General features: G+C 46.4%; 21 protein-coding genes and 1 tRNA gene. 15 read left to right on the forward strand and 7 right to left on the reverse strand.

What is annotated here, in order from left to right; all coding sequences use genetic code 11:
* Position 1 precedes the first annotated feature (1 nt).
* Genes L3V30_RS05960 through L3V30_RS06010 form a run of 11 tightly spaced genes read left to right on the forward strand, consistent with a single transcriptional unit; the run spans position 2 to position 11,201 of the window.
* Positions 2-370: a 3-hydroxyacyl-ACP dehydratase gene (locus tag L3V30_RS05960; RefSeq protein WP_237308516.1), complete on the forward strand. Its 369-nt coding sequence runs from the start codon at positions 2-4 to the stop codon at positions 368-370.
* Positions 363-2,069, forward strand: a complete 1,707-nt coding sequence (locus L3V30_RS05965) for a glycosyltransferase family 2 protein (protein ID WP_237308517.1) — start codon at positions 363-365, stop codon at positions 2,067-2,069. Before L3V30_RS05960 ends, L3V30_RS05965 begins: the two co-directional genes overlap by 8 nt.
* Positions 2,053-3,606 (forward strand): aromatic amino acid ammonia-lyase, encoded by a 1,554-nt coding sequence (locus L3V30_RS05970; RefSeq protein ID WP_025504329.1) that lies wholly within the window; start codon positions 2,053-2,055, stop codon positions 3,604-3,606. Before L3V30_RS05965 ends, L3V30_RS05970 begins: the two co-directional genes overlap by 17 nt.
* The gene (locus L3V30_RS05975) at positions 3,606-4,052 is read left to right on the forward strand and encodes an acyl-CoA thioesterase (RefSeq protein ID WP_152812733.1); all 447 of its coding nucleotides are present in this window, start codon (positions 3,606-3,608) and stop codon (positions 4,050-4,052) included. Before L3V30_RS05970 ends, L3V30_RS05975 begins: the two co-directional genes overlap by 1 nt.
* Positions 4,052-4,672, forward strand: a complete 621-nt coding sequence (locus tag L3V30_RS05980) for an outer membrane lipoprotein carrier protein LolA (protein WP_237308518.1) — start codon at positions 4,052-4,054, stop codon at positions 4,670-4,672. Before L3V30_RS05975 ends, L3V30_RS05980 begins: the two co-directional genes overlap by 1 nt.
* Complete coding sequence (locus L3V30_RS05985; RefSeq protein ID WP_237308519.1) at positions 4,644-6,986, forward strand: MMPL family transporter; 2,343 nt, start codon at positions 4,644-4,646, stop codon at positions 6,984-6,986. The genes L3V30_RS05980 and L3V30_RS05985 overlap by 29 nt, the downstream gene beginning before the upstream one ends.
* Positions 6,983-7,594 (forward strand): DUF3261 domain-containing protein, encoded by a 612-nt coding sequence (locus tag L3V30_RS05990; RefSeq protein ID WP_237308520.1) that lies wholly within the window; start codon positions 6,983-6,985, stop codon positions 7,592-7,594. Before L3V30_RS05985 ends, L3V30_RS05990 begins: the two co-directional genes overlap by 4 nt.
* A gap of 20 nt (positions 7,595-7,614) precedes the next feature.
* Positions 7,615-8,802 (forward strand): beta-ketoacyl-[acyl-carrier-protein] synthase family protein, encoded by a 1,188-nt coding sequence (locus L3V30_RS05995; RefSeq protein WP_237308521.1) that lies wholly within the window; start codon positions 7,615-7,617, stop codon positions 8,800-8,802.
* A complete protein-coding gene (locus L3V30_RS06000; protein WP_237308522.1) occupies positions 8,795-9,259 on the forward strand; it encodes a hotdog family protein in 465 nt (154 codons plus the stop codon). Before L3V30_RS05995 ends, L3V30_RS06000 begins: the two co-directional genes overlap by 8 nt.
* Entirely contained in the window at positions 9,256-9,981 is a 726-nt protein-coding gene (fabG, locus tag L3V30_RS06005) for a 3-oxoacyl-ACP reductase FabG (RefSeq protein ID WP_015296414.1), read from the forward strand. The genes L3V30_RS06000 and fabG overlap by 4 nt, the downstream gene beginning before the upstream one ends.
* Positions 9,978-11,201, forward strand: coding sequence for a beta-ketoacyl-ACP synthase (locus L3V30_RS06010; RefSeq protein WP_140082599.1), 1,224 nt, complete (start codon positions 9,978-9,980; stop codon positions 11,199-11,201). Before fabG ends, L3V30_RS06010 begins: the two co-directional genes overlap by 4 nt.
* 94 nt (positions 11,202-11,295) lie before the next feature.
* Here the strand turns inward: L3V30_RS06010 and L3V30_RS06015 are convergent, their stop codons facing one another.
* Entirely contained in the window at positions 11,296-12,990 is a 1,695-nt protein-coding gene (locus tag L3V30_RS06015) for a class I SAM-dependent methyltransferase (protein WP_237308523.1), read from the reverse strand.
* 164 nt (positions 12,991-13,154) lie between these two features.
* Positions 13,155-13,231: transfer RNA gene (locus L3V30_RS06020), tRNA-Arg, on the reverse strand.
* 203 nt (positions 13,232-13,434) lie between these two features.
* Here L3V30_RS06020 and folD point away from each other — a divergent pair.
* Positions 13,435-14,295 carry a bifunctional methylenetetrahydrofolate dehydrogenase/methenyltetrahydrofolate cyclohydrolase FolD gene (gene folD / locus L3V30_RS06025; RefSeq protein WP_005396027.1) on the forward strand — a complete coding sequence of 287 codons (861 nt, stop codon included), beginning with the start codon at positions 13,435-13,437 and terminating at the stop codon, positions 14,293-14,295.
* 67 nt (positions 14,296-14,362) lie between these two features.
* Here folD and L3V30_RS06030 read toward each other — a convergent pair whose 3' ends face one another.
* The 4 genes from L3V30_RS06030 to L3V30_RS06045 form a co-directional block, all read right to left on the reverse strand.
* Entirely contained in the window at positions 14,363-15,562 is a 1,200-nt protein-coding gene (locus tag L3V30_RS06030) for a NupC/NupG family nucleoside CNT transporter (protein ID WP_237308524.1), read from the reverse strand.
* 257 nt (positions 15,563-15,819) lie between these two features.
* Positions 15,820-16,764, reverse strand: a complete 945-nt coding sequence (locus tag L3V30_RS06035) for a LysR family transcriptional regulator (RefSeq protein ID WP_005396032.1) — start codon at positions 16,762-16,764, stop codon at positions 15,820-15,822.
* Between the two features lie 91 nt (positions 16,765-16,855).
* On the reverse strand, positions 16,856-17,827 hold the full coding sequence (locus L3V30_RS06040; RefSeq protein WP_046874238.1) for a lytic murein transglycosylase: 972 nt from the start codon (positions 17,825-17,827) through the stop codon (positions 16,856-16,858).
* A 48-nt stretch (positions 17,828-17,875) separates the two neighbouring features.
* Positions 17,876-18,157: a YcgL domain-containing protein gene (locus L3V30_RS06045; protein WP_005382303.1), complete on the reverse strand. Its 282-nt coding sequence runs from the start codon at positions 18,155-18,157 to the stop codon at positions 17,876-17,878.
* 197 nt (positions 18,158-18,354) lie between these two features.
* Between L3V30_RS06045 and minC the strand changes: the two genes are divergently transcribed.
* Genes minC through minE form a run of 3 tightly spaced genes read left to right on the forward strand, consistent with a single transcriptional unit; the run spans position 18,355 to position 20,113 of the window.
* Positions 18,355-19,017, forward strand: coding sequence for a septum site-determining protein MinC (gene minC / locus L3V30_RS06050; RefSeq protein WP_005382304.1), 663 nt, complete (start codon positions 18,355-18,357; stop codon positions 19,015-19,017).
* 17 nt (positions 19,018-19,034) lie between these two features.
* Entirely contained in the window at positions 19,035-19,847 is an 813-nt protein-coding gene (gene minD / locus L3V30_RS06055) for a septum site-determining protein MinD (RefSeq protein ID WP_005388331.1), read from the forward strand.
* A 2-nt stretch (positions 19,848-19,849) separates the two neighbouring features.
* Positions 19,850-20,113 carry a cell division topological specificity factor MinE gene (gene minE / locus L3V30_RS06060; protein WP_005396037.1) on the forward strand — a complete coding sequence of 88 codons (264 nt, stop codon included), beginning with the start codon at positions 19,850-19,852 and terminating at the stop codon, positions 20,111-20,113.
* 78 nt (positions 20,114-20,191) lie between these two features.
* On the opposite strand, the gene rnd is transcribed toward minE, so the two are convergent.
* Positions 20,192-21,310: a ribonuclease D gene (gene rnd / locus L3V30_RS06065; protein WP_237308577.1), complete on the reverse strand. Its 1,119-nt coding sequence runs from the start codon at positions 21,308-21,310 to the stop codon at positions 20,192-20,194.
* Positions 21,311-21,331 lie beyond the last annotated feature (21 nt).

Genomic DNA, 21,331 nt, shown 5'->3' on the forward strand with positions numbered 1-21,331 from the left:
CATGGATAAAAGAAAACCAACTATTCAGAATATTGAAGTGAGTGACCACACCGCAGAGCTGTCGCTGCGTGTGGATGCTGACATCTTAGATTTCCAAGGTCATTTCAGTCACTTTCCTCTTTTACCCGGCGTCACTCAAATTGACTGGGCGTTGTTCTACGCCGTTCAATATTTGAACACCCCCAAGGTGTTTAAAGGAATGGAAGTCATCAAATTTCAAGAGCCGATTCTGCCAACCGCCGACGTTTGTCTCTCACTCTCTTGGGACAATGAGCGCGAGAAATTGACCTTTAAGTACACATCGAAAAACGGTGAAACCTTGGTGACTCACTCTTCAGGCAAAATGAAACTGGGTGAGTCACGTGAGTGATTACCGTCCCTGCTTTTTAATTCCTTGCTACAACCACGGCAGCACAATTGCAGACGTGGTTGCATCGTTATCCTCTTTCGATTTGCCAGTGCTGGTCGTGGACGACGGCAGTAATGAAGACACCAAACAAGCGCTTTCAGCGTTGAGTGAGCAAGGGCTGATAAAACTGATTAGTTTGAGTGAAAACCAAGGCAAAGGTGGCGCGGTGATGGCTGGCCTACATCAAGCTCACCAACTTGGTTTTACGCACACCATTCAAATCGACGCAGACGGTCAACACGACCTAGAAGCATTGCCGAAGTTGCTCAGCGCCAGCAAAACAAAACCAGATAACCTGATTTCGGGCCAACCGATATACGACGAGAGCGTACCTAAATCCCGTTTGTATGGTCGCTACGCTACGCACGTTTGGGTGTGGATAGAAACCTTGTCACTGTCTATCAAAGACAGCATGTGCGGTTTTCGCGCCTACCCAGTGACGAAAACGGTCGCCGTGTTGAACAAGTACAACATCGGCAAACGCATGGATTTTGATATCGAAATTCTGGTGCGAATGTACTGGGAAGGCGTCGATATTGATTTTGTTCCAACTCGCGTGATCTACCCTGAAGGTGGCATTTCCCACTTCGACGCATTGTGGGATAACGTCAAGATAAGCTGGATGCACACTCGCCTATTTTTTGGCATGTTGCCGCGCATCCCTTCGCTACTCGCCAGAAAGCGCCGTCACACAGATGACAGCAATGCCCACTGGTCTAAACGAAAAGAACAAGGCACAATTTTAGGCATCAAAACCTTACTCGCGGTATACCGCTTGTTCGGCAGAAAAGCGTTCGACCTGATTTTAAAGCTAGTCATGCGCTACTACCACTTCACGGGTAAATCTGCCCGTGAAGCGTCTGAGATTTACCTGCAAAACTTGCAGCGCTACGCAGCGCAGCAGAACATCGCACTGCCAAAACAGTTGGACAGCTATCATCATCTGCTTTCTTTTGGGCGAACCATGCTCGACAAACTAGCAGCATGGCAAGGTGACTTTAATGTCGACAACCTAACCATTCACGGTCAACATCATTTCGAAGAGATGGCGCAGAAAAAACAAGGCGTGCTCATTTTAGGCTCGCACCTTGGCAATATCGAACTCTGCCGCGCGCTTGGTCGTCGACACTCTCATGTCAAAATCAATGCCTTGGTATTTACCCAACACGCTGAACAATTTAATGCGGTAATGAAGGCGGTAAACCCAAATTCGGAACTGAATTTGATTCAAGTCAGCTCAATGGGACCAGACACCGCGATTCTACTTCAACAAAAAATCGAGCAAGGCGAATGGGTAGTGATCGTTGGCGATCGCACTTCCACCAGCAAAGAAAATCGTGTCGTTTGGGCAGATTTTCTTGGTAAACCCGCACCATTCCCGCAAGGCCCATTCATGCTAGCCTCGGTATTAAAAGCGCCGGTTTACCTACTCTTCGGCCTACGCGACGACGAAGCAAACACTCCGCATTTTAATGTGTACTTTGAACACTTTAGTGACCAAATCACGCTACCACGCAAGGAGCGTCAGCAGGCACTAGAACGCGTTGTTCAACAGTACGCACAAAGATTAGAACACCACACACTGCACGCGCCGTTACAGTGGTATAACTTTTTTAACTTCTGGACTTTAAGTAATCAGCCACATGACAAACAACAATAATCACAACATCACTTTTGGTGCCCAATCTTTAACCATCGAAGATGTCGTTGCCATTGCTCAAGGTGCAAAGGCAAACATGAACACCTCGCCAGAATTTACCGCGAAAATCGATCGTGGCGTGGCGTTTCTGGAACGATTACTGAAAGAAGAAGGCGTTATTTACGGCGTGACCACGGGTTACGGCGATTCATGCACTGTGGCGATTCCACCCGCGCTTGTAGATGAACTTCCGTTGCACCTTACGCGCTTCCATGGCTGTGGCTTAGGTCAAATCCTTTCTCATGAGCAAGCTCGTGCGGTGTTGGCAACCCGTTTATGTTCATTGTCGCAAGGCGTATCTGGCGTGTCTCACGATCTGTTGAACCAAATCGTTACGCTTATCAACCACGACATTGCGCCGCGTATTCCACAAGAAGGCTCGGTGGGCGCAAGCGGCGATTTAACGCCTCTGTCGTACCTAGCGGCGACCTTGATTGGCGAGCGTGAAGTGCTTTACAAAGGCGATGTGCGACCAACACAAGAAGTGTTTGCAGAGCTGGACATTGAGCCAATTCGCCTAAAACCAAAAGAAGGTTTGGCGTTAATGAACGGTACATCCGTGATGACTGCCCTCGCCTGTCTTGCCTACAAACGCGCAGAATACCTAGCTCAGCTATGCACCAAGATTACCGCGATGGTCTCTGTGGGTATGCAAGGTAATGACTTCCACTTTGATGAAGCGCTGTTTGCGGTAAAACCTCACCCTGGTCAACAGCAAGTTGCGGCTTGGCTGCGTGATGATCTTAATGCTGAACGTCCGCCACGCAATAGCGACCGACTGCAAGATCGCTACTCGCTGCGTTGTGCGCCACACGTGATTGGCATGGTGCAAGACTCACTGCCTTGGCTACGTCAATTGATTGAGAATGAACTAAATAGTGCCAACGACAATCCAATTATCGATGGCGACAACGAGCGCGTTCTGCACGGCGGTCACTTCTACGGTGGTCATATCGCAATGGCGATGGATACGTTGAAAGTGAACATTGCCAACTTAGCTGATTTGCTGGACCGTCAGATGGCGCAACTGATGGATTACAAGTTCAATAACGGCCTGCCGTTTAACTTAACCGGTGCAGAAGGCAAGCGTAAACCGATCAACCACGGCTTTAAAGCGGTTCAGATTGGTATCTCAGCTTGGACGGCAGAAGCGTTGAAAAACACCATGCCAGCGAGCGTTTTTTCTCGCTCAACCGAATGTCACAACCAAGACAAAGTGAGCATGGGCACCATTGCGGCTCGTGATTGCTTACGCGTACTTGAGTTAACAGAGCAAGTTGCTGCGGCTTCACTCCTAGCAAGCGTTCAAGCGGTTGAGATTCGTCGCCGTCATAACGAATTGGACGAACACCACATGAGTCAGAGTTTACGAGTAATTCGTGACGCCGTGCTGAGCGAGTTTGAGTTTGTGATTGAAGATCGCCCATTGGAACAAGATTTGCGTCATTTCATTGAACGCATTCAGCAACGTCATTGGCCACTCTACGCGGAGGTATAATGCAAGAGCAGGTTCTCTACCCATTAGAAGCGGAGGTGACTATGGTCACCTCATTCCAAGATGCTGACCCGATGGGCGTGATTTATCACGGCAACTTCTTTCGGTATTTTGAAGAAGCGCGTCGTGTGCTGATGGAGAAGATCCAATACAGCTATCGCGATATGCAAGACTCTGGGTATATGTGGCCGATCATCGACACGCGCGTTAAATACGTGAAGGCGATTCCGTTTAATCACACCATTCGTATTACCGCGCAACTCACTGAGTGGGAAAACCGCTTACGTGTGGATTACGTGATTTACGACGCCGAAACGAATCAACGTATGTGCAAAGCGCACACGACCCAAGTCGCCGTATCCATTGAAAAGCAAGAGATGTGCTTTGTTTCTCCAGCAATCTTTTTAGATAAAGTAGAGCAATGGCATCACCATGGGAGCCTGAACTAATGCAAAAGTGGTTACTCTCTTTTTTGCTGATATTGTCTGTTTCAGCACTGGCCACACCGGCAGCAAACGTAACGGATTTGGCATCGCTTCAGCAGCAGTTGTCTCAGCATGAAATCGTGCGCGGAGGTTTTACGCAGCAGCGTCATCTGGAAATGTTCAGTCAACCTTTAACCTCTAAAGGTCAGTTCACACTGAGCAAAACACATGGCTTGTTGTGGCAACAAGCAGAACCTTTCGCAGTCAATTTGGTATTGACGGAAAACAAACTTCGTCAGACTTTTGCCGACCAAGCTCCGAAAACGATCTCTGCAGAAGAAAACCCAATGGCGTTCTACTTTAGCCATGTGTTTTTATCCGTGTTCCACGGGGATACTTCTGCACTGCAAGAACAATTCACACTCGATTTTTCAGTTGAGAACAATCAGTGGCAGCTCATTTTAGAGCCAAAACAGTCGCCATTAAATGCAGTGTTTAAAGCCATCACCCTTTCAGGTAAAACGCACATTGATCGCCTAACCCTACAAGAGCTGCGTGGCGATAAAACCGAAATTACGTTTACGAACCAGACCTCTCTACCTCAGGAACTCACGGATGCCGAAGTCGCTCAATTCCGTTTCTAAACTCAGTCTCGGCACTCATACCTTTGCTCTGGTTTGGCTCAATCTCGTTGTTTTAGCGGGCGCGTTGCTACTCAAACAATGGGTTTGGAGTGCAGAATCTCCGATTGAGACCAACATTTTAAAACTGCTGCCGAAGAACCAACAAAACCCGGTGGCTGAGCAAGCCTTTGAGTCGGTCTCGGCAAGTATGAGCGACAAAGTCATTTTCGTGATCACAGCGCCGGACAAAAATGCCCTTTTTGCAGCGGCGGCTGAATTTGATAAGGGGTTACGCCAAAGTAATCATTTTCGCGATGTGGTAGGAAAAATCTCACCTCAAGAACAGCAAGCTTGGGCGAGTTACTACTTTAAGCACCGCTTCCAATTGCTGACGCCTGAACAACGAGAGCGTTTAAGCCAAAATCCAGAACAGCAAGTGCAGCATGTAATTCAGTCTCTGTACAACCCGTTTTCTGGAGTGACCGGGCAAGAGTTACAAAATGACCCTTTCTTGTTATTTCGTGATTATTTAAGCCAAGTTACCCAGCAATCGTCCTCTTTCCGGTTGGATAACGGCTATCTATCCGTCGAAAAAGACGGTGCTCAATACTTACTTATTACTGCTGAGCTAAAAGACTCGCCTTATAGCCTAACTGGGCAGCTTGCCGTCCCTGATATTCAAGCACTAGAACAAAGCGTCGCTCAGAAATATGGCGCTGAAGTCGCACATACTGGCGTTCTATTTTACGCCGACTTTGGTACGCAAAGTGCAAAATCGGAGATCAGCACCATCGGTGTATTCTCTCTACTCGGTATCATTGCATTGTTCGTATTGGTCTTTCGTAGTGTGATGCCACTGTCTCTGGCACTGCTTTCCATCACCATTGGTTTGCTCGTTGCGTTGTCCGTTACGACGTGGATTTTTGGAAAAGTCCATCTGTTCAGCTTAGTGTTTGGCGCAAGTTTAATCGGCGTGTCTATCGACTACGCATTCCACTACCTAACCGAACGTCTTGCGGCGGGAAATGAATGGGATAGCGAGCAAGGGTTAAAGCATATTTTCATAGCTATCACACTTGGCTTAATCACCAGTTTGATCGGCTATTTGGGCATGTTAGTGGCACCGTTTCCTGGTTTGCAGCAGCTTGCGCTGTTTTCATCCATTGGTCTGATTGCCGCATACATCACCGTGGTGGCTTGGTATCCGATACTGGCTCGTAACCCATCGCGATCCATTTCGAACTTACCAGGACAATCATTGTTGGCGAAATGGCTAACGCTTTGGAATCAACCTCGAATTAAAGTCGGATTGCCGATGTTATGTGTGGTTGTGAGTGGCTTTTTCTTGCTGCAATTGAACTACGATGACGACATTCGTCTGCTGCAAACGATGCCGAACGATCTCAAGCAGCAAGAAACCTTGATTACGACGCTCAGTGGCATGCAATCTTCTCAGCAAATGTTGGTCGTTACCGCCGACGATGACGAAAACCTAATGAAAAAGCTGGAGTCTTTGACGCCAACATTAGAAGCGTGGAAAGCGGACAGCACCATCGAAAGCTACCAGAGTCTGAGTCGCTACTTGAGCTCGGTGGAGCGTCAGCAACAAGACTATCAATTGATTCGCGATCTTTACGCGACACAATCCAGCCCACTAGCTTCCGGACTGAGCTTAAGTAAAAAGCCTAAAATGGACGCCGACTTTATCCCTGTCACGGTTGATCAGTACTTGCAAAACCCAGTATCAGCGCCTGTGCGTTTTCTCCATTTGGGTAAGATCAAAGGAAAATCGGCAACGGTAGTGGTGTTAAACCAATTGCAAGACTCCGCCGTTGTTAAGGCATTTGCCAAATCGCAGTCTGATGTTGTTTATCTAAACAAAGCTGAGGAAATATCCGCCCTATTTGGTGAATACCGAATCAAAATCATGGAACTATTGGCAGCCGCCAGTGCTGTGATCTTTCTGGTATTAATCAAGCGGTATGGTCTGCAACACAGTTGGCGAGTTTTACTGCCATCATTGATTGCTTGCGCCTGCGGTCTGGCAACTGCTGTCGCGATGGGAACAACGTTAAACCTGTTCAACTTGCTTGGCTTGGTGCTCATTCTTGGTATCGGAATCGATTACACTCTGTTCTTTGCCGAGAAAGCCCGCAGCGTGAGCACACTATTGGCGATCACCCTTTCGGCAATAACCACTGTGCTGTCATTTGGGTTGCTGTCACTCAGCCAAACTCACGCGATTCACAGTTTCGGCATTACGGTGTTAAGTGGTATTTTTGTCGCTTGGCTGCTCTCTCCGATTGCGATTAAAACAGAGGAAACGACGTCATGATTTTTAACCATGCTTTTCGCTGCGCGGCGTTAATCGCACTGAGTCTGTTTTTAAGTGCATGTAGCTTGGTACCTCACCAATCGACGCCTCAGGTCGATATTGCCGAGCACACCCAAGTTAGCTTGCCCACTCCCGCAAGCTTGGGCTATCAGTTGTCTGCCAGTCAGTTGATTACGGCTTCTTGGGCAATAGATGGTAAAACCACATCTGAGCAACTTCCGGTACAACTGCAAGTAACCAACAACGAAGTGGTGCTGGCAGGCTTCTCATCCTGGGGGACAAGAGTACTGTCATTGTCTTACGATGAAGAACAAATCCAAACCGAAGTACTCAACGGTTTACAAGGTTCGCTACCGCAGCCAGAACAGGTATTATTTAACCTGATGATCACGCTCTGGCCGAGTTCCGCTTGGGAAGGATCGTTAAATGAGGTAAGGTGGCGAATTATTGATAAAAATAATTCTCGCGCCATCTTTGATAGCGACGGTGAAAAGATCATTGAGATTCAATACAGCTCTTCTAACAAGTTAGAGGGTAAGATTGATTTTCATCACCTCAAACATCAGTTTTCAATTTCTATTCAAACACTGCAACATCAGATTAATTAAGAACAATTTAGAATAACAATATGCCTATTCGCTCTTCTCAACCTTTGTATATTCAGGCCTGTGGCTTTCACTCTGCCATGGGACAAGATGACGCCATCATCCACCAGTGTTTATCGGGAGCGAAGCCATCCAACATGGTGGTTGACCAAGATATTTTAAATTCAGGCCGCCAAACAGTAATCGGTCGAATTGCACAGACGTTACCGCAATTACCGACCGCACTCAGCCAGTTTGATACGAGAAACAACCGCCTCGCACTTTCGGCTTTGCAGCAAATCGAAAGCGACGTGCGTGAAACCATTGCTAAATATGGTCGTGACCGTATCGCAGTCGTGATCGGCACCAGCACGTCTGGCATTTCAGATGGCGAAATCGCATTTGGCGAAAAGCTGGCAAACGGTAATTTTCCCGCCGACTACCATTACACCAAACAAGAACTTGGCAACTGCAGCGATTTTATTGCCGCCTACTTTGATTTGAGCGGCCCACATTACTCAGTTTCCACCGCTTGCTCTTCTAGTGGTCGCGTCTTTTTAACCGCGCAACGCCTGATTCGCTCTGGCATTGTTGATGCGGTCATTGTAGGTGGTGTGGATACCATTTGTCGCCTAACGCTAAACGGCTTTAACGGTTTAGAAGCTCTATCCGATACCCTTTGTAAGCCGTTTGACCAGCATCGCAACGGCATCAATATCGGCGAAGCCGCAGCATTAATGTTGCTAAGCAAAACACCTGCGCCCGTTGCTCTTCTCGGAGCTGGCGATAGCTCAGACGCGTACCACATTTCCGCACCACACCCAGAAGGGTTAGGCGCAGAAGAAGCGATGAAAAAAGCGTTGGCCAATGCAGGACTTACAGCGCAAGACATTGGTTACATCAACGCGCATGGCACAGCAACGCCGTTAAACGATGTGATGGAAAGCAAAGCCATTCACCGCTGCTTTGGTAACTCCGTCCCTGTGAGTTCAACAAAGCCACTTACCGGACACACATTAGGCGCTGCAAGTGCAACGGAAGCCGCGATCGCTTGGCATATTCTCAAGTACAACCTTGACTTGCCAATGCAACACTGCGAAACCAAAGCAGACGATATCCATATATCGTTAGTTGAGACGCCAACCAAACTGGGTAACAAAGCGATTCTCAGCAACTCTTTTGCTTTTGGTGGCAATAATATTAGTCTTATTTTTGGTTACGCTCATGACTAAACTTCCTCCCATCGAACAACTTTTGCCACACGACAAACCAATGATCTTGGTCGATCGTGCTTTGGATGTTCAACAAGATACGATTCACTGCCAGGTTGATATCGCAGAACACAACCCGTTCTTCGACTCGACCTCTCAAACCGTGCCAGCTTACGTTGGCATTGAGTTTATGGCGCAATCTGTCGCGGCGTGGTCTGGTTACCACGCATTAATGAAAGAACAAGCGCCACCGATTGGCTTTTTACTTGGTAGCCGTCGATACACTTCTGAATGCGATGCGTTTTCTCGCAGACAAATGCTCGATGTGTATGCCGAAAAAGTCATGGAAGATAACGGTATGGCGGTATTTTCTGCCCGTATTGAGCTACAAGGAACTGTTGTAGCGACTTGCCAATTGAACGTTTACGTTCCATCAGAAGAAAAATTACAAGAAATGAAAATCAGGAGTCAACAATGACCCGACAAGTCCTCGTTACAGGTGCTAGCAAAGGCATCGGTAAAGCCATTGCCGTTCAATTGGCCAAAGATGGTTTCCAAATCATTGTCCATTACATGGGCGATCAACAAGGCGCGCAAGACACCCTAGACACCATCGAACAGCATGGTGGTAACGGTCGTCTTATCCAATTCGACATCAGTGACCGTGCAGATTGTCGTGAGAAGTTAGAAGCCGATATCGCCGAACACGGCGCTTACTATGGCGTCGTGAACAACGCTGGCATCACAAAAGATACCGCTTTCCCTGCGATGACCGAAGAAGAATGGGATGGCGTGATTCATACCAACCTAGATAGCTTCTACAACGTTCTTCACCCTTGTGTTATGCCAATGGTGCAAAAGCGCAAAGGTGGCCGAATTGTTACGCTTGCATCAGTCTCTGGCCTAATGGGTAATCGTGGTCAAACTAACTACAGCGCAGCAAAAGCGGGCGTAATTGGTGCAACAAAATCACTCGCTCTTGAACTGGCAAAACGCAAAATTACCGTCAACTGCGTTGCACCGGGACTTATCGACACAGGCATGGTAGACGAACACGTAAAAGAACACGCGATGCCGCAAATTCCTTTGCGCCGCATGGGAGAACCAGAAGAAGTCGCTGGTTTAGTCAGTTACCTTATGTCTGACATCGCAGGCTATGTAACTCGCCAAGTCATTTCGGTAAACGGAGGCCTAGTATGAACCGTCGAGTCGTTGTAACCGGAATGTCGGGCGTGACTGCGTTTGGTAACGATTGGCAATCTGTCGAGCCGAAACTGCGTGACTGCCAGAACGCGACGCAATACATGCCTTCTTACGAACAGTATGATGGTTTGAATACCAAGCTCGCGGCACCAATTTTAGATTTTGAACTGCCAAAGCACTACAAGCGCAAGCAAGTACGCGGCATGGGGCGTGTTTCTAAATTGGCGACCGTCGCAACAGAAAACGCACTGAGCCAAGCAGGTTTGATTGGTAACGACGTACTCACCAATGGCCAAACGGGTATCGCATACGGCTCATCAACAGGCAGTACCGACGCAATCGGTGCATTTGGTGTCATGCTGAATGAGAAAACCACTAAAGCGATCACCGCAACGACTTACGTGCAGATGATGCCGCATACGACGGCAGTGAACGTTGGTCTATTTTTCGGTTTGAAAGGCCGAGTGATCCCAACCAGCAGTGCATGTACCTCCGGCAGCCAAGCAATCGGCTATGCCTACGAAGCGATCAAACACGGCTACCAAACGGTCATGGTTGCTGGTGGCGCTGAAGAATTGTGCCCAACGGAATCCGCGGTCTTCGATACCCTTTTTGCCACCAGTCTGAAGAATGAAGACCCGAAAAGCACACCAAGACCTTATGACTCCGATCGCGATGGTTTGGTGATTGGCGAAGGTGCGGGAACGCTAGTTCTGGAAGAGTACGAACACGCCGTCGCTCGTGGCGCGAAAATCTATGCAGAAATCATCGGTTTTGCCAGCAACTGTGATGCCGCACACGTCACTCAACCTCAGATGGAAACCATGCAAATCTGTATGGAAATGGCTTTGCAAAACGCGGGCATTCCTGCGGAGAAGATCGACTATGTATCTGCTCACGGCACTGCCACCGACCGCGGTGATATTGCAGAAAGCAACGCAACAGCGAATGCTCTGGGCAAAGTGCCAATCAGTTCACTCAAGAGCTACTTTGGCCACACACTAGGCGCGTGTGGCGCAATTGAAGCGTGGCTAGGTTTAGAAATGATGCACACAGGTTGGTTCAACCCAACACTCAACCTAGAAAACCTCGACGAGCAATGTGGCAATTTAGACTACATCGCCGGACAAGGCCGAGAACTGGACGTGAAATATTTGATGAGTAACAACTTCGCCTTTGGCGGCATCAACACCTCCATCATCTTTAAAAAGATGTAATGCCCTTGGTAAATGCAAAAGCGCTGGTTAACCAGCGCTTTTTTGTTGGTTGCCTATCAGGTTCATATATCACGCTGTAACGGCAAACAAGACATTACCATTCCGCGATACAAAGGCGACTTTTAACACCACGAATTTGTAATCCCATCGCTTCAAAGACATGCTCAAAATCTTGGCAAGATGCTGGCACATTAGGTAGCGACAATGAAGCCTCGGTAAAAAATGTCCGACTCAAACTATCCGTCTCTCCCCAAGCTAACTGCCACCAATCCAAAATTCGCGGCTTAGACGCGTTTAATCGATAGCTAGCAGGAATACGATCACGTTTGTTCAGGTTTTCAGCCTTAGAAGTTGGTAGCAAGTTCCACTTATCATTGTTAGGCCAATAAGCAAAAGGCAAACAGTGATCAACGTGATACTCATTTCGTAATTTGCTTCCACTCCATACGCTGACAATGTCGGAGTGGCTGAGTTTCAACTGAACAATTCGCTTTCGAACGGCTCGCGTATCATGGTCTTTATCAATCCAGACCAAACAATCGTGATACGTTTGCAGTGGAATACCCCGCTCTTGATTAGACCGAAATCGTTGCATTTCCATAATCCACTGGTTGACTACCAGCGGCTCAATCCAAGAGTTATACAATCGAAAACAATCCCAAAGGCTTTCATCCAACACAAACAGCCCATAGCTTTCGAGGAACTCACTATCCACAACAATTGAGCCTTTATTAGGCTTTTTAGCTGAACGAATTATTTCAAAGTAAGGGTTTGATTTATCACCTTGATAGGTAAAGGTGACGGGGCCATCTTTTATGGTTTTTAAGCTGTCTTTTATTGCTTTATCAAGCGCCACTGCGTCTTCGCCAAAAAATGTCGTGCCTATAGCAAGATCATCAGGACTTAAATGGGAAAGTCTGCCCCAACCACCGGGCTTTATAAAACCTAGCCCTTTAGACGAGTTCGAGCTTTGCTGGATGTTCTCTTTATCGATTAAACGCTTAAATTGACGAATCCAATATAAGCCGACTAATCCTAATGGGATGGCAACTTTACCTTCGCTGCGATCAACCACTGCACCAGAATGAGCGTCTGCAATCCGTAGTAAAGTACGTAGTAGTGCGAGTTTATAGGTAGCCGATTTGGAATCATTGACGATAATGTGGCGAACCTTATTCAGATCACCAGAACCATCATCAGGCAAAGACATCACTACCGTTTGCCAAGATACACCCGTTCGCTTTAACTGATCATCATCGAGAGATACGTTTCTCACCATTAACGCGCTATTCTTTGCAAACTTTTCAAGCTCTTCAACCGATACCGGATAAGCTTTACGACCGTCAGAAAAGTCACCGTGACGAAGGCTAATCACCAATCGACCATTAGGCGCTAACAAATTTGCAAGTTTGCGAAATGCACGTTCACGGTGCGTAGGCGCAAGATGCATCCATACCGCACTGACAAGAATTAAATCGAAGCGAAAGCCAAGATTAATGGTTTTCTCAAGCTTAGGTAATGCATCTTCAAGCCAAGTAACGGAATCGCCACAGTAAGACTTACCAAGCCTTAGAAGTGCTTGAGCAGGCTCAATCGCAACAACTTCACACCCATGTTCAGCCATCCATTTCGCGTCTCGACCAGAGCCCGCGCCAACATCTAACACGCGATCTCCAGCCTGGGGCCAGAAAACTCTCCAACTCGCGTGGACATCCTCAAACTGGAGCGATGTGTATTGCTTCGCGAAAGAGTCGGCGTGTTGGTCATAAAAATTAGAAGTGGCAGGCATAAAGACTTAACGAAAGATAATTAATATGCGTCCATATTAATTGCTAGAAATTGCAATGGCTAGAATGCCATTCAAAAGTTGTAGATAGAGTGGTAATTATAGCCAAAAACCTAAAAACGACAAAGCCCCGACAACTCAAAGAGTTATCGGGGCTTTTGAATAAATGGCACGCCCTATTGGATTCGAACCAATGACCACATCCTTAGAAGGGACGTGCTCTATCCAGCTGAGCTAAGGGCGCGCTACAGGGACAGGATTATACGAGTTCAAACGGGTAAATCAACGGGTTTTCATAACATTCTGATCTGAATGCCTAAAAAAAGTCCATCAAAACGCTTAATGTTCAAAAACACCACAAAGCAAACGTTTGCGTATGGATGTTAATAAGAAATTCTGCGACAATGCGCCGCAGATAATTTGCCTTCTTAATTTATAAGGAAAGTCATGACTGCTCAAAATATAGACGGAACTCTCATTTCCCAAACTGTTCGCTCCGAAGTGGCTGCACGTGTTAAAGCGCGTGTTGAAGCAGGGCTACGTGCTCCTGGTTTAGCAGTGGTTCTAGTTGGTGAAGATCCTGCTTCTCAGGTTTATGTCGGCAGCAAACGCCGCGCATGTGAAGAAGTTGGGTTTGTTTCTAAGTCTTTTGATCTTCCTGCGTCTAGCTCAGAAGAAGAGTTACTAGCGCTGATTGATGAATTAAACAACGATGATGAAATTGACGGCATTCTAGTGCAATTACCCCTTCCTGCGGGCATCGACACAACACATGTTTTAGAGCGCATTCACCCAGAGAAAGACGTGGATGGCTTCCACCCTTACAACGTTGGTCGTCTTGCACAACGTATTCCAAAGCTTCGCTCTTGCACGCCAAAGGGCATCATTACCCTACTAGACCGTTACAACATAGAGCTTCGTGGCAAACATGCTGTTGTGGTTGGTGCATCAAACATTGTTGGTCGTCCTATGACACTTGAGCTGCTGCTTGCGGGCTGTACAACGACAACATGTCACCGTTTTACCAAAGACCTAGAGAGTCATGTGCGTCAAGCTGACGTTGTCGTAGTTGCGGTTGGTAAGCCAAACTTCATCCCTGGAGAGTGGATTAAGAAAGGTGCAGTGGTTATCGATGTCGGCATTAACCGTCTTGATTCAGGCAAGCTAGTTGGCGACGTGGAATACGATAAAGCACGTGAAAGTGCGAGCTTTATTACTCCTGTCCCTGGTGGTGTTGGCCCAATGACCGTCGCAAGCTTAATTGAGAACACGATGCTCGCTTGCGAGCAGTTCCACACAGACAAATAACGTAAACTTCAGATACGAAAAAGGCTCCGCAAGGAGCCTTTTTGCTAATTTTAGGTATCTCTTTCAATTACAGGCTTAAAATCACGCCCGCAATCGAAGCGCTCATTAAGTTCGCCATGACACCAGCGATAATCGCACGGAAACCATGTTTAGAAACAAATGCACGCTTTTCAGGTACCAATGAGCCCAACCCACCAATCAGCATCGCCATGCTTGAGATGTTTGCAAAACCACACAAAGCAAACGTCACGATTGCTTGTGAGTGTTCACTGAGTTGAGACTTCACTTCAGCAAGCTGGATGAAGGCAACGAACTCATTCACCACAATCTTATTACCAATCAACGAGCCTGCTGTGGTTGCTTCTTGCCATGGTACACCTAATAACCAAGCGAAAGGTGCGAATACATAACCTAGGATCAGCTCGAAGCTTAGTGGCGTCCCAACAAGATCACCAATCCAACCTAGCATGCCGTTTAACATTGCAATGACACTGATGAAAGCCAATAGCGTACCACCTACCGATACAGCAATGCGTACACCCGCCATTGCACCATCGGCTAATGCTTCTACTACGTTGGTTGCACGTGGAATTTCAACTTGGCTAATGTCGATATCTGCTGCTTTATCCGTATCTTCTGGCATTAAAATTTTTGCCATCAGCAAGCCCGCAGGTGCCGACATAAATGCAGCAGCAATAAGATAGTTAAGGTCGACGCCCAGTGATGCGTAACCGACCAACGTTCCACCAGCAACTGATGCCAAACCACCTGTCATAACTGCAAAAAACTGCGAGTCAGTCATGTGTTTTAGGTAAGGCTTCACCATCAATGGTGCTTCAATGGTGCCAACAAAGATATTCGCCGTAGCAGACAAAGACTCCGCACGACCGATACCCAGCAGTTTTTGAATACCGCCACCGATAAAGTTGATGATTCTTGGCATCACGCCAATGTGATAAAGACCTGAGATAAGAGAGGAAAAGAAAACGATGATACCCAGAACATTGATCGCAAAGGTGAAGCCCCCTGTCGCCAAATTACCGAATAAAAACGCAATGCCCTCTTGACCATAGTTGATCAAATTCGACACTACGCTGCTCACTGAATTCAGCGCATCTCGTCCTGCTGGTACATATAAAACCAACAACGCAAACAGTACCTGCAAAGCAAACGCAAACGACACTGTTCTCAGCTTTATATTTTTTCTATTTGTAGAAAGTAGCCATGCTACGAATAGTATGGCTACGATACCAATAATTGAGTTCATAAAATGAATCCGACAGAAGGGGGATATGGAAGGCACCGGATTGTATAGCGGACTCAAAATGCTGCAAGTTGAGGATGTTAACAGTGTGAAAAGTTTAAGCGCCCAATAATTGACCATAATTATAAGGCATTGAATTATATAAATATAAACGTTTGCTTATTTTTATTGTTTCTATATGGAAAAGATGTTTCTAGTTCTGGAAAAATTTTTGTGAAGTGAATCACCTTATGTGCCGTTCAATAACGTCATTGATCCTGTTACTTAGGAATAGATATGTAAGGCGCTAGACGTTGATCCCAATGACACGGGTTACCGATCTTCTGTTTGATGAAGTTAATCACTGCGGATATTTTTTTGGGCATATGTTGGCGGCTTGGATACACCGCATAAAACGGCATCGACTGGCTTGCTTTCCAGTCCGGTAACAACTGTATTAACTTACCCGTTCTAAACTCATCACCCAGTAAGTAAGTGGCAAGGTAGGCAATGCCCCAACCTGCAATAGCGGCATCCCGAACGGCTTCTGCCAGATCCACTGAATAGTTGCCCGAAACTTTTACGTTCAACTCCTGCTGATCTTTAGTAAACGCCCACCCCGTATAGTCACGCTCCCAGCTTCTGTATATAAGACAGTTGTGAGAAGACAAGTCATCCGGCTCTGTTGGCGTATCATGCTTCAATAAGTAATCTGGTGATGCCGCTACAACAAACTGGCAATCCGTCAAACGCTGCGCAATGTAGCCTTCAGGCAAATGCTCGTTGTTGGTTACCCATAAATCGAGCCCTTCGGCTAACATATCGACCTTATAATCAAACAGATGTACTTCCACTTGAAGTTGAGGATACAGTTCGCGTAACTCTTGAATCGCTGGGATAATGTGTAAGGTACCAAATGATTGCGACAAACCAAGACGCACTAAGCCTGCCACTTCATCCCGCTGGGTTTCCATCTCTAATGTAGCACTGCTCACCGCTTGTACTACTTGCTCACAGTGATGAAAAAAGGTTTTTCCTGCCTCAGTCGGCGTAAAGCTTCGCGTAGTGCGTTGAACAAGCTTGATACCAAGAGACGCTTCTAGCTGGCTCAACTGCTTACTCACATGAGACACCGACACGCCTAAGCTCTTTGCAGCAGCAGTGAAACTTTTATGTTTAAGAAGAGCGGAGAAAATCACCATTTGTGCAGCACGTTCAGATAACACGCTTTACCTCGATTTGATTATAGGAAAAACAAAGGACTCCGAAGAGCCCTCATATTGAATACTGGATGCCAAGTGATTATTTTATAACAGCTCAGTATTTAATTCGGTCAGCCAAGTGACTCACGGCGAGTGCGAAGTAGTAAGAGCGGTTCCACTTCATCAGTACGTTGTAGTTATTGTAAACCAGATACGTACGACCATTTTCGTCGTCCGGCATGATCAACCATGCTTTGATGTCTTCATCCAGTTTTGGCAACGGACTACCGTCGTATTTTGTGATGCCAAGTTTGCTCCACTCCTGAAGGTATTTACCTTTTTCAGCCGTGCGCCCTTCTAAGCTGTGATCAATGCCTTTAGGAACTTTCACTTGGCGACCCCAAGTGTATTTGTCATCCCAGCCGGACTTGCTCAAATAGTTAGCGGTTGATGCAAACACATCGGCTTCAGATTGCCAAATGTCTTTTTTACCATCCCCGTTGCCATCAGCGGCAAAACGAAGAAAAGAGCTTGGCATAAACTGACATTGCCCCATCGCACCAGCCCATGAACCCTTAAAGTTTTCCAGTTCAATATGGCCTTGATCGAGGATCTGCAATGCCGACATGGTCTCTTTACGGAAAAACTCTTCACGACGACCTTCAAATGCCATTGTAGACAACGCGTCAATCACTTTGAAGTTACCCGTAAATTTACCAAAGTTACTTTCTACACCCCACAGCGCCACGATAAAACGAGGCTGCACACCGTACTCATCGCCTATACGCTTTAGCTCGGTGTAATGCTCTTTATAGAGTTGTCTTGCTTGCTTCACCTTCCATTCGGGCACCGCGCGAGGAATGTATTCATCCAACGTCAGTTTCTTCTCTGGTTGGTTTCGGTCCGCTTTTACTGCTCGAGGCTTGTACTCAACATTCGCAAAAGCAGCACTAATGACCTGCTCTGAGATACCTTTATCACGCGCTTCAGCACGCAGCTTATTCAAGTATTCATCGAAACCCTCGCTACTTGCAAAAGCCGAGGTACACACACCAACGCTAAGCATGGTAGCCAGTATTTTTTTCATATTGCCCTCCTTGAGCAAGGCAGAAATCCCAGATGAAAAACGATGACGTTATTCGCCTTTCTGCTGGGCTTTTTGTTCTTTGTACTTTTCTAGTAGGTTCTCCGGCGGAGGCGGAACCTGCAAAAAGAAGCCATCATTTTGCAATGAAGCCTTCACTTTTTCGATATCAACTTGTGCCAATTTACGGCCATCAAGTTTAATCGTCATAACAGCGATAGGCTTACCGAACATCTGCATTAAGGTGTCAGGAACCTGTGAAAAATCATCCTTTTTCGGAATATAGAGATAAGTACCTTCTTTTTTCGAGCTTTTATAAATAGAACAAAGCATGACACGCCTTTTATGCTGATTTAGCCGCGTTGAGTGCGGATTAGGTTGAAAACGTCAAATTCTCGCAAACTTAATAGCAAATTTGAGATTAATTCACCTATTTGCCCACGAGAGAACTTGCTGCGTCAAAGGATGAAATATAACATGACAGACCTAGTTTAAGGCAACGCTCTTTCAATAAAGGCAAGAAGTCCACGATGACCCATTCACCAGACCTTAAAGGTAGCAGTTTTACATTGTCAGTTTTACACCTTTCTGACAATGAGATCGCAAAGACTGTCGAATTTTTGCAAGAAAAAGTTTCTCAAGCACCTTCTTTTTTTGCATCCGCGCCTTTGGTAATCAATATAGCAAAAGTACAAGGCGACATTGATTTCCCTAAGCTTAAACAAGGCATCTCAGATGCTGGTTTTATTCCGGTCGGTGTAACGGGCTGTAAAGACAAGCGTGTACAAAATCTTGCTTCCGAAGCTGGCTTCGCCATTATGTCGGCAAGCAAATCACCAAGCCAGGCGCCAGCCAAAATGGCACCAACGAAAGTAGTTCGCACGCCTGTTCGATCAGGACAACAGATCTACGCGAAAGATGGTGATTTGGTGGTGTTAGCGCACGTAAGTGCTGGTGCTGAAGTCATCGCTGACGGCTCTATTCATATCCATGGCACACTTCGAGGCCGTGCGATTGCAGGCGCAAGTGGTCAGCAGGAAGCGCGTATTATTTGCCACGATTTACAAGCAGAACTGGTATCCATTGCGGGTGACTACTGGTTAAGCGATCAAATTGAAAGCGAGTACTGGCAAAAGAAAGTAATGATCAGTAAAGCCGATGAATCATTACATTTAGAAGTTCTCGCGATTTAATCTAAAAAGGAAAAAAAATGGCACGCATTATTGTAGTAACGTCTGGTAAAGGTGGCGTTGGTAAAACCACTTCAAGCGCAGCCATCGCCTCTGGTCTAGCTCTGAAGGGAAAAAAGACCGCGGTGATCGATTTTGATATCGGTTTGCGTAACCTCGACCTAATCATGGGCTGTGAGCGCCGTGTCGTGTATGACTTTGTAAACGTCATTAACGGCGAAGCGACATTAAACCAAGCGCTGATCAAAGATAAGCGCACGGACAACCTATTCATTCTTCCTGCTTCTCAAACTCGTGATAAAGACGCACTGACAAAAGATGGTGTTCAGCGCGTATTCGGCGAACTTGATGAAATGGGCTTTGATTTCATTATTTGTGATTCACCAGCAGGTATCGAACAAGGCGCATTGATGGCCTTGTACTACGCCGATGAAGCCATTGTCACAACGAATCCAGAAGTCTCTTCTGTGCGTGACTCTGACCGCATTCTAGGTATTTTAGATTCTAAGTCCCTGCGCGCAGAACAAGGGCTAGAGCCAGTAAAACAGCACCTGCTACTGACTCGCTACAACCCATCTCGCGTCACTCAAGGCGAAATGCTAAGCGTTGAGGACGTAGAGGAGATCTTACATATTCCACTACTGGGCGTGATTCCAGAAAGCCAAGCCGTGCTTAACGCGTCAAACAAAGGTGTGCCAGTCACTTTTGACGATAACACCGATGCAGGTATGGCTTACTCTGACACCGTTGATCGCTTATTAGGCAATCAGGTTGAATTTCGTTTCCTTACTGAGGAGAAGAAAGGACTCTTTAAACGACTCTTTGGAGGCTAGACATGTCATTATTAGAATTTTTCCGCCCACAGAAGAAAACTTCTGCGAATCTAGCTAAAGAGCGTTTGCAAATCATTGTTGCTGAGCGCCGCAGCCAAAATGATCCTGCGCCTTCTTACTTGCCTCAATTGAAAGAAGACATCCTGAAAGTGATCAGTAAGTACGTGGCAATTGATCCAAATATGGTTGACTTAACATTTGAGCACAAAGACGACGATATCTCAGTTCTTGAGCTCAATGTGAAGCTACCAGACGACGAGAAGTAAACCACTTTTCCTCACGAGATTGAATGCTCAGATTAGAATGAAAAAGGTTGGCACCGAGGCCAACCTTTTAATCTTTTATTACTTTAATGCTTTGTTCATCTTGTCGCCGAGCAGGTCCAAGCGCCAGCCCTGCATCAAGTCAGGCAACACTTCTGGATCGCGATCTTTTTTCCACACCCAACTGATCAGCTGATTAATCTGCTTTTTAGAAGCAAGGAACTCCGTCGCTAAGCCAGACTTCTGCGACGCCGATTTCACTATGTCTTTCATATTTTTGAAGACTTGTTTGTAACCTGGATAATCCATTAAGCGTTCAATTTTTGCTGGATACTCTTCAGAAGGTGTTTGCTTCGCTTGTTTAACAATCGCGGCAATCTTCGCGCCATGGCGGTTAATCGCTCGGATATCAATATCTTCCGCTTCCATCTTCTTAAAGTTAGTTAAGCCAAGACGAGCGACTGTTAATAGGTCACCTTCTTTGAAGATAAAGTTCAGCGCTAAATCTCGTTTGATTGCTTCACGGTAGCGCCACGTCGCTAGAGGCTTTAAAATCGCCAGTTCAGAAGGTTTTAATTGCCAAGCACCTTTAATATCAAGGTAGGCATTCTCTTCATTAGTGAAGCGAATGCGTTTTGAAACCAACAAATCACTTTCTTGTTGTACGGCTTCCCACCAACCTGCTTGCGTCACCTTATCGAACAGCTTCTCGTATAACGGTAGCAAGTAATGCACGTCTGCAGCAGCATAGTCTAATTGCTTTTGCGTCAACGGTCGGGCCATCCAGTCAGTACGTGACTCACTTTTGTCTAGCTCAACACCTAAATATTCTTCCACCAGCGTTGCAAAGCCTGTTGATAGACCGTGGCCAAGAAAGGCCGCCATCAACTGAGTATCTACCATAGGGAACGGCGTACAACCAAATGCATTTTGGAAAACTTCTAAATCTTCACCGCAGGCATGCAGCACTTTTAACACGGAAGTATCTTTTAATAGCGCTACGAACGGCGTCATATCCGTTAATTCGGTCGGATCAATCAGCGAGAGGCGATTACCATCGAAAAGCTGAATCAGACCTAACTGCGGGTAGAAAGTGCGAATACGGACGAATTCGGTATCCAGCATCACTACATCTGCCTCTCGGGCGTGAATGCAAACTTCTTCTAGGTCTTTGTTTTTGGTAATAATTTGATAATTCACATACTTCTCGCTATAAAAAAT

This window comes from Vibrio sp. A1-1 (assembly GCF_021728175.1).
GTDB classification, from domain to species: Bacteria; Pseudomonadota; Gammaproteobacteria; order Enterobacterales; family Vibrionaceae; genus Vibrio; species Vibrio diabolicus.

What these genes read in the sequence shown, in the direction of transcription:
- L3V30_RS05960 (WP_237308516.1), top strand. Translation starts at nt 2, where the DNA reads ATGGATAAAAGAAAACCAACTATTCAGAATATTGAAGTGAGTGACCAC.
- L3V30_RS05970 (WP_025504329.1), top strand. Translation starts at nt 2,053, where the DNA reads ATGACAAACAACAATAATCACAACATCACTTTTGGTGCCCAATCTTTA.
- L3V30_RS05975 (WP_152812733.1), top strand. Translation starts at nt 3,606, where the DNA reads ATGCAAGAGCAGGTTCTCTACCCATTAGAAGCGGAGGTGACTATGGTC.
- L3V30_RS05980 (WP_237308518.1), top strand. Translation starts at nt 4,052, where the DNA reads ATGCAAAAGTGGTTACTCTCTTTTTTGCTGATATTGTCTGTTTCAGCA.
- L3V30_RS05985 (WP_237308519.1), top strand. Translation starts at nt 4,644, where the DNA reads ATGCCGAAGTCGCTCAATTCCGTTTCTAAACTCAGTCTCGGCACTCAT.
- L3V30_RS05990 (WP_237308520.1), top strand. Translation starts at nt 6,983, where the DNA reads ATGATTTTTAACCATGCTTTTCGCTGCGCGGCGTTAATCGCACTGAGT.
- L3V30_RS05995 (WP_237308521.1), top strand. Translation starts at nt 7,615, where the DNA reads ATGCCTATTCGCTCTTCTCAACCTTTGTATATTCAGGCCTGTGGCTTT.
- L3V30_RS06000 (WP_237308522.1), top strand. Translation starts at nt 8,795, where the DNA reads ATGACTAAACTTCCTCCCATCGAACAACTTTTGCCACACGACAAACCA.
- fabG (WP_015296414.1), top strand. Translation starts at nt 9,256, where the DNA reads ATGACCCGACAAGTCCTCGTTACAGGTGCTAGCAAAGGCATCGGTAAA.
- L3V30_RS06010 (WP_140082599.1), top strand. Translation starts at nt 9,978, where the DNA reads ATGAACCGTCGAGTCGTTGTAACCGGAATGTCGGGCGTGACTGCGTTT.
- L3V30_RS06015 (WP_237308523.1), bottom strand. Translation starts at nt 12,990, where the DNA reads ATGCCTGCCACTTCTAATTTTTATGACCAACACGCCGACTCTTTCGCG.
- folD (WP_005396027.1), top strand. Translation starts at nt 13,435, where the DNA reads ATGACTGCTCAAAATATAGACGGAACTCTCATTTCCCAAACTGTTCGC.
- L3V30_RS06030 (WP_237308524.1), bottom strand. Translation starts at nt 15,562, where the DNA reads ATGAACTCAATTATTGGTATCGTAGCCATACTATTCGTAGCATGGCTA.
- L3V30_RS06040 (WP_046874238.1), bottom strand. Translation starts at nt 17,827, where the DNA reads ATGAAAAAAATACTGGCTACCATGCTTAGCGTTGGTGTGTGTACCTCG.
- L3V30_RS06045 (WP_005382303.1), bottom strand. Translation starts at nt 18,157, where the DNA reads ATGCTTTGTTCTATTTATAAAAGCTCGAAAAAAGAAGGTACTTATCTC.
- minC (WP_005382304.1), top strand. Translation starts at nt 18,355, where the DNA reads ATGACCCATTCACCAGACCTTAAAGGTAGCAGTTTTACATTGTCAGTT.
- minD (WP_005388331.1), top strand. Translation starts at nt 19,035, where the DNA reads ATGGCACGCATTATTGTAGTAACGTCTGGTAAAGGTGGCGTTGGTAAA.
- minE (WP_005396037.1), top strand. Translation starts at nt 19,850, where the DNA reads ATGTCATTATTAGAATTTTTCCGCCCACAGAAGAAAACTTCTGCGAAT.